Source organism: Parabacteroides distasonis (assembly GCF_004793765.1).
GTDB lineage: Bacteria > Bacteroidota > Bacteroidia > Bacteroidales > Tannerellaceae > Parabacteroides > Parabacteroides distasonis_A.
The window spans coordinates 1-10,438 of sequence record NZ_SRYM01000081.1; the positions used below are offsets into that span (position 1 = coordinate 1).

Here is a 10,438-nt window from a genome sequence, read left to right on the forward strand (position 1 = left end):
TGGGCCAAATTTATTTAATGTTTAACTAGTCCCTATTTTTTATGGGACACTAATGACCCAAGCCATAATCCTTCAAGCTCATAAACGGGTCCCCGAAATACAACGAGTTACCCGCACTTTGGACAGGCATCATCACCGCCGTACTCGCCGAACCTGCGGCGGCTCCACCGATAAACGCTTCTATGATGATAGGTATATCAACAGATTGTTTATAGTGTAACTACACTTGTTAAAGCTCAGAAATAAGCTCGGCATCAGTACATATACAAAAACTCAAACAAAAAATAGACTGTCCAATTTTCCATCTTGAGACAGTCTATTTTAAATAAAACCCTTCACTTTATCCCTTAGAAATTGGATAATAACTCTCTATGCCAAATAAATCTACCATTGTATAATTTGAGGCAACATCTTCAATAAGAACTTGAACAAGATCTCAAAATAATCAGCCAAACTCATCTCCTATAGTAGTAGGTTATGGATTTAACCTCGGCGCACAGAGCCAATTTAAGCATCTTATCCATTAATAAACTAAATGACTATGCTTCAATCGTGCAATTTTTTTATCATCCATATTTGTTTTTAATAATTTAAGAACGTTATCCCAATCATCAATATTTTTCAGCACGCTATTCTTCCAATCTTCGGTAGAATAATTCTCATAAAAATATTGATATTTCCATTTTTTAGAAGCCTTATTGATATTATTTAATATTTTATCTATTGATCTATAATCACCAATATACTTCATAATATACAATTGCAACTCTAATAAATCTGCTTGACAAATAGGATTACATTGAACCAGATAGTCATTTGAATAATAACTATTTATCAAATCAAACATTTTTTCAACCAATACTTCCGGCCGTAAACAACATCCAACCTGCTCTTCAGCACATCGTATAGACTCTTTAAAATAATTTGAATGTTGGTTATATGGAATATCAAATGTTAAATTTTTCTTATCCAATATCGGCTTATTTACGATTGGAGAAAATAGATTATCCTTATTATCTCTTTTCCACAAGGGATAAACTTGAAAAATAGGCCTATACTCATCCTCTCCTCTTACTCTTAGCAATAATAATCCTACAACCATTATATCTAATGTCACATACAAAGTAGTCTGAGAATAGGTCGACAACTGAGGAAATATAGCGTTCCAATCATTTAAAATAGACTTTTTTAATGCTAATGTAATCATAATATATTATTTTATTCAAAAATATCCACCAATTAATTTACTCCAAAATTACTAAAAAACAATCAATATTCATTCTGCTTAGCTTCATATTTTTAAGTTCATGTGTATAATAACAACTTGAAGCCAGTATATCTCTAGAATTTCAGAAACAGTTCTTTTTAATATTTAGGCTTAATTACTTGAGTCTTATATCCAGGACAAGCCGTTCGATATTTAATCATTTGCCGTTAAAAGATAGCTACTTTCAACATTCTTCCCTCTCGATTTCACAGGAGTAAATCGAAGATATTTAGATAAATCATAAATTTTATCTTTATATTTTTCTTCTACTAATTCTTTATTTTCAATCAAACATAAATTAAAAGGAATGCCATTTATATAAATTAAGATATTATTTTGATTTTTCTATAAAAATTGGAGCTTATTCCAAATTTATCATCAGAATATTATTCTCTTTTTTCTCAAAATCACAAAATCCACTCGTATCAAGTCCACCCTCCTGTGAAACTTTCATTTCTACTGTTTGAGCCAAAGCACAAACAGTAGAAATAACAATAAATAAATTGATAAAATATATTCGCACTATCTTCTCGATATATTATAAATTAAATGCCATTACAGGCTTATAATATAGTGGATAATGAGTCCTAAATCCCGTATTACCGAGATATTAAATTATTCCATATATTTTACAACATATTCTCTTGCATTGATTATCAATTTTCACACAAAATAAATCTATACAACAAGCAAATCACCCATTTACAATTTCGACATTGCCTTCTGAAACAATTTTTACAGTTCCTTCATTCGTATAAATTGAGTAACATACCAATTTTTGTAAGATTTCTAAAGGCAAAATCCCTTCCATCGCTTTTTTATATTCTAAAAGAAATATATCCGTATCACTCACATCTGACATCAAAATACAATACTTCCCTATAATATTATGATACAAATCTATACGAGAAGAGTATATATCTCGAAATACACACCTGACATCATCAAAGTGATTGCTTAATTTATCATCTGTATCTTCATCGCATTCCTCATTATTATTTAACGTAAATATGATAGAATTAGCACCTTCACTACCATTCAAATCATATAATATATCTTTTATCACAACATCATGATAAAAATATTCTAAAAAAAGTGTTCCCATAAAGTTATAATTTAAATAAGCGTTTATTTCATTGATAAGAATAATTACAATTCATTAAACCTACTTGAGAAAGTTCAAAAAAGCTAAGGCTTTGTAAAACTACTCAAGCAGATACAAATTTAAAATTTAAAATTTAATTTTCACACCGAACCCTGGATCAGATTTACTCCCAGGCATATAATGTCTACTTTTCTGATTTAAATGATAATGACTTAGATTTGGCCCCTTTCTTCCTGCAGGAGTCGCCTGATCTATTCTTAATTTTTCAATATATTTACCACTCTCTATCGTACCATAAGACGTACTGTTAGGCAGTTGCCTTGGGTTCTCAATATAATTAGTTGGTATTTGATACTTTGCCTCATTTGGCAAAACAACACCTTTATCCGTAACAGCAAAAGGTAATGACTGATTCTGTCCTACTTGATCCGAAACTGTAATTTCTGTTGGTAAATTACTTCTCTGTATTCCTGTAATTTGAGGTTTTGATGCCTCCATCAACCTCATCTCCGGTGCCGGCCTTGTCGCCGTGTTCTTGAACGAGAAGATCGTCCGTCCGAATTTAACGTCCTTACCTGTCCAGAAGTTATTACCTTTCAAGGCGGCAACCATACCGTTTCCGATTCCACCTGTCAAGGCACCACCCAAAATACCCAAGCCATAATCCTTCAAGCTCATAAACGGATCCCCGAAATACAACGAGTTACCCGCACTTTGGACAGGCATCATCACCGCCGTACTCGCCGAACCTGCGGCGGCTCCAGCCAAAAAGCCTCCGATTCCCCCGGCGGCACCTCCAGCAGCGGCAAAGGCCAACCCACCAGTCGCAGCCCCCAAACCTCCGGCGGCGGCTCCAATACCAAATGCGGCAAATCCATCCTTGAAACTATGAAGTTGACCCGATACAGCCTTATAGATCAAATTTGCTGTTCCTCCGATAACCGCACCTATTATAATATGGATAAACTCTCCATCCTCGTCCACATACCTCAACGGGTTGTTCATGGCATAGCTGTAACGATTGAAGTTCTGGGACAAGTCCGGCATCTGGACAAACGGGTCAGGAGCGAGGAAACGACCCAGAGCCGGGTCATACAGGCGGGCGTTCATATTTACCAGGCCAAACTCCTTAAGATGTTCATGGCCACTGTAGCCACGACCAAGGAACAACTCTACCTCCTGCCCCGAAGGGATGTAAACGTGACTGGATGAGTTACGTTGGCGACCCCATGCGTCAAAATTATAACTCGCGTATTTCGTCCCTGCCTCGGTGATGATATTCGTGATACTTCCCAGATAATCACGACCTATATAATAAAGTTTCCAGCTATTCGTATGATCCTTCACCAATACCGCCGAAGCGTCGTAGTAATTCTCTCCCGCCAAATACAGCTTCTCCTTATTACCCGAGGGAGTCTCATCGATCTCATAGCAATCCCCCAAATAATAGCGGGTCAACAAACGGCTACCCCCTTTAGCCACCTGCATCTTCACACGCTGCTGATTGCCGTTATAGGTAAACGAGGCCACGTTACCATCTTGCGTAATAGCGTTCGGACGCTTGAAAGAGGTATAGCTAATAACCTGTGTGGCGGAAGACATAATACCATTTGCCACGCTAGAGGAAGATATGGCGTAAGGCTTGCCACTTGTATTATATGCGAATGTACCACTGACATCCCCTTTGGTTAAGATATTTCCTTTCGCGTCATAAGTTGCCATAAGCCCTTTGTAGGAAGTCAGACGATTAAGATTATCATAAGAGAATTTCTCTTCTTGGGATACATTAATGTCTTTCCGGTAAGTCAAGTTCCGTTTAACAGGATCGAAAACATACTCCATATTCTGGAGGAATGTGGTCACCCCTGTTTTCTGTATCTTCCTGGAAGTAGGGAATCCATAACTGTCATATCCATAGGTACGAGATAAGGCACCGGAGCGTACCTCGGTAGGTAACCCCATGTCATTCTCTTTCGTGAGCTTAAATATGGATGTTTGGTTATTCAGCTTGGTCTCAACTAAATGACCATTCGCATAATTATAATTCTCGGTTGTCAAAACTCCGGATTGAGACGTATACTTAATAGAGCTTACATTTCCTCCGTTATAGGTATAATCCTTTCGTAAATATTTATTGTCTACCGCCGTCTCTGTCTGGCTCGACAGACGACCCAACGCATCATATACATAATCAATGGAAGTTCCGACAGAAGAAGAGACCTTCGTCAACTCATCGTAGCCATTATAAGTATATGTAGTCGTAAACTCTGGTAAAGTCGCCGTTTTAAGGCGATTATACGTATCATACGTGTAATTGATAACCTTATTATTTGCGTTCGTCTCTTTCAATAGGTTGCCGGATGCGTCATAAGCATAAGTTGTCGTACCAGAGCTAGGATCGCCCAAGCTAGTCCGACGGCCGAAACCATCATAACCAAATGAAGTAGTCACGTTACCCGGTGCGACGATAGAAGAAGGTTGTCCATCCGGACGCAGATTATAGGTAATCGTTCCTGCTGGGTCTACCACAGATATAAGATTGCCCAACGCATCATACGTCCGCTTGACAGAGATTCCATCCTCCACCGTTGTTATACTATTGCCGCTATAACCATGAGTCGTTTTTCTTCCGGAAGGTTCCGATATAGCGGTTAAGCGATCATACGTATCATAACTATAGATATTCCAAGCCGTAGCCGAACTACCGGCAAACGGACGAGAGACTTTTTGCACCCTTCCATAACTATCATAAATTTTATCCGTTTTTAGAAAACTGCCATTAAAACGAGTCTCGGCCGTTCTTACCTCTCTATTCAACGCATCATATACACTTTTAGTAGTAGGTTTACCCGTCACAGAACGGGTTATGGCATACAAAGCGTTTGTCCCTTCCTCCGACCATCCGTAAGATACAGTAGCGGTAGTATTATCAGGGAACGTGACACTTGTCTCCCGACCAAATGGATCATACGTATGCGCCGTAGACTTTCCCCGGTGGTCCTTCTCAGAAGACATACGCCCCTCCGTATTATAAGAAAACTCATTTGCAAGTCCTAATGGGTTTGTCACCTTTTTCAATCGACCGTTCGTATCATAAGCATATTCGGTCTTCAGCCCTTTATCCGAACCATACAAGAATAGCGTCTCTTTTGTGATATTACCCGGAGTATCATAAACATACTCGTAAGTTTTCGCTTTATTTCCATTCTTATAGAACACCTTGCTATTCGCATAGCCGTTCGTATGCGAAGGAATATTCATTCGCTCGGTATAAGTACTGCTATTACGAGTAGTAGTCACGCTCTGATCGGTCAAGAAACCAATAAGATATCCACTCTCTGCCGTATTGTTATAAAATGTGTTCGCCTTTTTTACCGTAATACCCCCAGTGTAAGTGATAGTCTCTTGCGTCGCATTTCCATAAGTATCATATACAAAAGCGGTAGTAGCAGTAATACCCTTAAGCAAGTCCTGCTCTGTCTTATTGCTTAAACGTATCTTGACCGTTTTATTGGCTTGAACATTAACGGCAAAATTATAGGTCAATTTCGCCTCAGGTGAAACCTCACTCTTCAATATGCCATATTTATAAGGATCAAAATATTGCTCCGTAAGCTGCCCTTTCAAATTCGTACGGAATATACTCTCAAATCCCCTAAACCCCAATCCTTGGCGGTGAATAACACCACCTCGGTACGTGAAAGTGAAATTATCAACCCGGTTACCTTTCATATAAGTACTGGAAAAGGCTATGACAGGAATAGACTCTTGAATGTCCACATACGGGAAAACAGCGTTCGCACCCTTAGCATAAGTACCGGAAGATATGGCCTCCTCATTCATCAACAGGTATGTGTTCTTTTCGACCACTCCCAAACTATTCGCCATACCCGTGGCCAAAACGCCTTTATTGTCATTCCTCTTGAATGAATATTTTGTAACCACTCCATTCTTCAAGCTGACCAATTGACTAAAATAATTATGACTGTTTATATTAGTCGGGATCAAGATTGATTTCGATGTATAATTTTGGGCACATTCAACCGAACCCACGTTATTTTTCTTAGCGAGGTAAGTGAAGAAACCGGAGCTATGATACCGGATCAAGTCTGTCATACCATCCCCGTTTACATCTTGTAGCAAAAAGCCATCCGTAGAAATCCCCGAGTTTTGAGTACCGGCAAACGTGGATTTATAAAATTGTCCATCTCCCATCGAGTTATAAGCGGCCCACGTATAGACTGGATCCTTTTTTTTCGGAGATACCAGCAAATCCATAAGCCCATCTCCGTTGATCTCCCCCAGCAACAGCGAGCGATCTTTTAGATCCACCTTTTTTAATCCGGTATAAGTAGAGACTTTTCGGCCCGTCCAAGTACTACCGGAAACATCAAAAGTATATATATTTACCCCGGAGTCATTAATAAGAGCGATGTCACTTTTCCCGTCTCCATCATAATCTAATACCAGAAGTCTATCTGTTTTCTGAAATGCGTCCTCAGGATCAGGCTGCTCCGTGCCTACAAAATTAACGTTATAGGGAAACAAGTAACTCTGATATAAGACCTTACCACTTTCCAAATCAAATATATAGCATTTAGAGGTCTTACTGGTCTCTCCAAAAGGATGATGGCAAGAGACCGCTAGTACTTCCTGTTTTCCATCCCCATTGAAATCCCCTGTATAATAAAACTTAGGATGTATGCTCTTTGCCCCATCCGCATCGGTCAATACGGTCGGGAAATTAAAAGTCCGTGTATATTTAGATACCAATCCCACAGTCAAACTGGCCCTATATACACGGAAAGTCACTTGATCATTATCACCAGAAACGCCATTGTTTACTTTTATGATATGCTCTTCTTGCTTTCCCTCCAAATCCGCACAAAAGATATCGATAAAATTAGCTCCGGTCGTAAGATTGGGCATGGGGGAAGCGTACTCGCTATTCAATCCGGCATAAAGATAGATTTTCTCTTCTCCGGTGAATTTATTGTCATATCTATTCTGGGAATGCTGAAAAGCCGTCGAATGTCTGTAATGCTCCCAATAGGGATTCTCATTAGGCAAAGAGATCAAACCATCTGCCCCCGACGCATAATCATACCTTCCTTTCACTACCTTGATACGAGCAGGATCCGTTGATTCATACCAATTATATAGCTGTGTGACAGAACCATTATCATAAGACCCATCTGTTATGCCTTCTCCATAATAAAGCTTTATAGGGTTCAGAGATTACCCGGAGGCGGAATAATCTATCTGGCTTAAAACTGAGCTATTGTTCTGGTTTTTATAGCTCAAGCTATACGTACAAAGCGCAGTAGAGCCTAATTTACTGATGATTTTAGCCAGCAAGTAGCTTTCCCCTGTCTTAAGCCCCCCTATAAAAGAGACCAAGGGGTCCGGTCGTGAGGCTTGATACTGAAATTCCACAGAGGCACCATTATAAGCAACTTTTGTCAATCTGTAATGGTTTTCTTGCTCGACATAAGTATATAGGATCTGATTATTTCGCAAGTCAGACAAAGAAACTATCGGATAAAAGATCTTATTGCTTGTATTTGAGGCATATCCAAATATGCCCTTGGTTCCATTAGGATAAAATACCTCAAAATATTTCACGACATCGCCGGACAAAAAAGCTTTTACTTTTATATTGCCTTGCTCGGACTCATAATTAATAGTTGTCGCATTCTCTGAGATCTTTATAAGACGCATCCCGCCTAACACGAACGCATCCGCTTTCGTACGTAAAGCTCCTTGGGGCTTACCATCATAATAAATATTCCTACTCGTACGCATGATCGATTGACACCGCCAATACCCCATCCAATACCAACGATGCCATTTCCTTGCTGGCTATTATAAGCCAATGATAATTGGGGTTCAAATCCATTTATACCCGGATAAACCTGTATGGGAACCGTATAGGTTTTAGCTCCAGTCGGGGAAACACCTGTTTGTATCGGTATCTCTCCTACAGCTTTCGATTTATCTATTGTAACTGTAGTCGGAACGTAAGTATTATCAGATATGGCTTTAGGAACAAAAGCCTGAGGTTGCTGTGAAAACCTTTCCGGATTTTCTGCAGTTTTCGCTATAACCGGAGGATATAAAGCCTTCAATAAAGAATCCTCATAAGCCTTGTAATCACTTTCCTTCCAATCGAAAAATTGATTATTCTCAGCAACTCCTTGGGCACATAAATAAGAAGATGGGGACATAAACATGATAAATATCCCTATCGTATATAAATATATTAATTTCATCTATAAGTATACTTAAATTATATTTTGATCAATCCTCCTCTTGGTCTACGGGAACGGCCTCCAAAGATGAAGCCATCGCACTAAATTGCCGTGTTGTTCTATTTCCTGACGCATCATAAGTATAAGTAAATATCATTTGTTGGGATTGCCTAATATTCAAAATTCCGCCAGACTTTACCTCAAAAGGCCCATTAATCGTAATTTGCGCCGGAGCGGAAAGAGATAAATTACCATTACTTGCCACGGTTACATTTTGGACAGCCAACGTATTACAGCCCAAAACTGATACACTTGATGAAACTGTCTGATTTGTATAAGTACTCACACAGCTTCTCGTGTCAACCTCTTGTGATGATAACGGGGAAAATAAGCAAGTCAATACGATACATGTAAAAAAGACGATTCTCTCTTTCATATCAAAGAATTTATGATTCTGTTATTTCTATTTTTAATTCCTTGAGATTACAGACTTACATACTTCTTCAAAGTATCCGCTTTCTTCCCATCCACAAACAACGTATAAATAAACGTTCCATAACCAAGTTCCGAACGGCTTACTTCTACCACATTACTACTTCCATTATCCAACTTAATAACTTTCACGGGTTTACCTGTGACATCAAATATCTGTAGACTAGCAGACACAAACGTCGCCGGTAAGGTATAAGAGACAGATGCACCTTCCCTATTATATAATTTTGCGCCATCCACAGCACTTATATTACTTGTGGAAGTCGTGTTCGAACGTAATTGAGATTGTACCTCCGGCGATAGTAGAGCTTGCAAATTATCAATCACCTCATTCTGTTGTTGGATCGTTTGTTGCATCTCCTTGATACTTTCTACGATAAGCGGAATAAAACCTATATAATCTATAGACATCATCCCGTTTTCATCCGTTTGTACAAGTTCGGGTAATACCTTTTGTATGTCTTGAGCCAAAAAACCAATTCGTTTACGACTAGCCTCCGCTGCCTCTCTTCGATCTATCTCTGCTTGGATTTGTTTGTCTCTATTTATCTTTGCGATAGTAGCGGCATCCATAATCTCCTCTGAATCGGAGGAACTTCCCGATATCCCATTATCCAATGTGGCAGAGAACTTAGACTCATCCTGCTCCCTATTCTCCTCAAGTGTAGAGAGGTTGTATGAATAAGAGACCCCATTCACTTGCTCTAAAAGAGCTAATGGATTTTGCAGCGACTCTACATTTTCCTTCAAGCGAGCGTCTGAAGTTATATTCACTCCATTCACACGAAGATTCGTATTGAACACGAAATTAGTATTACTAGCCGGATTGTAATACGCCACGACATTGTTAGCATAACCATTTGTAGTCATATAAATACCCAATTTCCCATGCAACCAAAGTTGATCCGTATCCGTGGTTCCATATTCTCCAGCAAACACATTCCAACCTTGATTTGCATATTGTCCAAAATCACCAAATGTTAATTTCGAACCTGCGCATGCATCCCCTATCCGACCATATATCTGCATTGAGGTTACATTTCCTAAGTCCTCATTATTGTCTTTTAAAAGGCCAGCTTGTACTCGTCCATTTGAAAGAACCAGGAGTTGAGCATTTGCGTTTGATACTAAACTAATAAAATTAAGAAAGAAAAAGTCTTGTTGTTTTCATATAAGTTGTTCTAAAATATAAATAGATAAACATTCAAATAATACTTCTAAGGAACCCAGTACCATATCCAAACAATTGCGTAAAAGAGGCTATTACGGATAACAACCCTACACGTAAATCACATTTATTGCGGAACATTGCGTCTACAAACA

The 10,438-nt window shown here is 38.8% G+C and carries 7 protein-coding genes; all 7 read right to left on the reverse strand.

Annotated elements, in window-relative coordinates; genetic code table 11:
* Positions 1-523 precede the first annotated feature (523 nt).
* The 7 genes from E5342_RS17965 to E5342_RS17985 all read right to left on the reverse strand — a co-directional run bounded on the left by E5342_RS17965 (position 524) and on the right by E5342_RS17985 (position 10,144).
* Positions 524-1,207, reverse strand: coding sequence for a hypothetical protein (locus E5342_RS17965; RefSeq protein WP_121960720.1), 684 nt, complete (start codon positions 1,205-1,207; stop codon positions 524-526).
* A gap of 754 nt (positions 1,208-1,961) precedes the next feature.
* A complete protein-coding gene (locus E5342_RS17970; protein WP_121737493.1) occupies positions 1,962-2,372 on the reverse strand; it encodes a hypothetical protein in 411 nt (136 codons plus the stop codon).
* Between the two features lie 126 nt (positions 2,373-2,498).
* Positions 2,499-7,490: an RHS repeat-associated core domain-containing protein gene (locus E5342_RS17975; RefSeq protein ID WP_246867158.1), complete on the reverse strand. Its 4,992-nt coding sequence runs from the start codon at positions 7,488-7,490 to the stop codon at positions 2,499-2,501.
* Between the two features lie 120 nt (positions 7,491-7,610).
* Complete coding sequence (locus E5342_RS19890; protein WP_246867159.1) at positions 7,611-8,177, reverse strand: hypothetical protein; 567 nt, start codon at positions 8,175-8,177, stop codon at positions 7,611-7,613.
* The gene (locus E5342_RS19895; RefSeq protein ID WP_246867160.1) at positions 8,099-8,644 is read right to left on the reverse strand and encodes a SpvB/TcaC N-terminal domain-containing protein; all 546 of its coding nucleotides are present in this window, start codon (positions 8,642-8,644) and stop codon (positions 8,099-8,101) included. Before E5342_RS19895 ends, E5342_RS19890 begins: the two co-directional genes overlap by 79 nt.
* Before the next feature lie 28 nt (positions 8,645-8,672).
* The gene (locus E5342_RS17980) at positions 8,673-9,059 is read right to left on the reverse strand and encodes a hypothetical protein (protein ID WP_008778959.1); all 387 of its coding nucleotides are present in this window, start codon (positions 9,057-9,059) and stop codon (positions 8,673-8,675) included.
* A gap of 47 nt (positions 9,060-9,106) precedes the next feature.
* A complete protein-coding gene (locus tag E5342_RS17985; RefSeq protein ID WP_246867161.1) occupies positions 9,107-10,144 on the reverse strand; it encodes a tail fiber domain-containing protein in 1,038 nt (345 codons plus the stop codon).
* Between the last annotated feature and the right edge of the window lie 294 nt (positions 10,145-10,438).